The following is a 1,354-nucleotide window of genomic DNA, read 5'->3' as shown; positions in this document are numbered from 1 at the left end:
CCTGCGCCTCGAACAGCTCGTGGACGCACCGCTGCGACGGATAGGCCGCCGCCGTCCGGTTCAGATCCTCCAGCAGATAGGTGCGCTCGGCGGCCGGCAGGATGTCAATGCGGCCGACCGGCTGGCCTGCATCGGCAGCCATCGCCCGCAGCAGCGCCAGCAGATAACCACGCTGCCGCTCGATCGTCGCCTGATCGAACAGCGCCGTGGCATAACCAAACGTTCCGGCGATCTCCTCGCCACGCTCGCAAAGGCTCAGCTCCAGATCGAACTTGACCTGATCATACCCCTCCCCGGCAGCTTCCACACTCAGCCCCGGCAGGTCCAATGACCCGACGGCGTTGTTCTGCCAGGCCAACATCACCTGGAACAGCGGCGTGTGATCAAGATGCCGTGGCGGCTGCACGATCTCGACGACCTGCTCGAACGGCAGGTCCTGATGCTCCTGGGCAGCCAAGGCCGTGCGCCGCGTCCGTTCCAGAAGCTCCGACACGCTCGGCTCGCCCGACAGGTCCAGCCGAAGCGCCAGGGTGTTGACGAAGAAGCCGATCAACTCTTCGATCTCGCCCCGGCCTCGATTGGCGCTCGGCACGCCGATCACAAGGTCGTCCTGCCCCGACAGACGCGACAGCACCGCCGCCCAGGCCGCCAGCACCGTCATGAACAACGTCGTGCCATGCTGCCGGCTCAGCCGCTTCAGACCCCGCGTCAGATCCGCATCGATGACGATCGGCACAGCGGCCCCGGCATACGACTGCTGGGCCGGCCGCGGCCGGTCCGTCGGCAGCGCAAGACGGGCCGGAGCGTCAGACAGGGTGTCGCGCCAATACTGCGCCTGGCTCTGCAGCCGTTCCCCCGACAGCCACCGCCGTTGCCAGGCGGCATAATCCGGGTACTGGATCGCCAGCGGCGGCAAAGGATCGTCCTGTCCAGCCTCGAACGCCCGGTAAAGCTGACTGAGTTCACGCACCAGCACGCCCATCGACCAGCCGTCCGAGACGATATGATGCTGGGTCAGCAGGAAGACGTGTTGCTCATCCGACATCCGGATCAGACGCCCGCGGATCAGCGGCCCGCGCGCAACATCGAACGGCGTGCGCGCCTCTTCATGGCACAGATCCAAAAGCGCAGCCTCAGCATCCGGCCTGTCCCGCAGATCGTGCTCGGCCACCGGCAGTCCCGCATCCGGCGGCAGAACCTCAACCCAGGGCTTGCCCTCCGGTGCGACAAAGACGCTGCGCAGCGCCTCATGACGCGCAAACAGACGGTCAAGGCTGCGCTGCCAGGCGCCGCGGTCGAGCACACCACGCAGCCGCAAGGCCAGTGGAATGTGATAGTTCGTGCTGCCCTCGTC

General features: G+C 66.6%; 1 protein-coding gene. It reads right to left on the bottom strand.

Annotated features, from left to right (window positions below):
- Window positions 1-1,354: condensation domain-containing protein (locus NKI25_RS36185; RefSeq protein ID WP_353000954.1), on the bottom strand; the 1,354-nt coding region annotated here is incomplete at both ends.

Origin of the sequence: Mesorhizobium sp. M0808 (genome assembly GCF_040320025.1) — a bacterium.
In the GTDB taxonomy this organism is placed as follows: Bacteria; Pseudomonadota; Alphaproteobacteria; order Rhizobiales; family Rhizobiaceae; genus Mesorhizobium.
The sequence above is the reverse complement of the archived record's forward strand: the minus strand, read 5'-3'. Positions and strand labels throughout refer to the sequence as shown.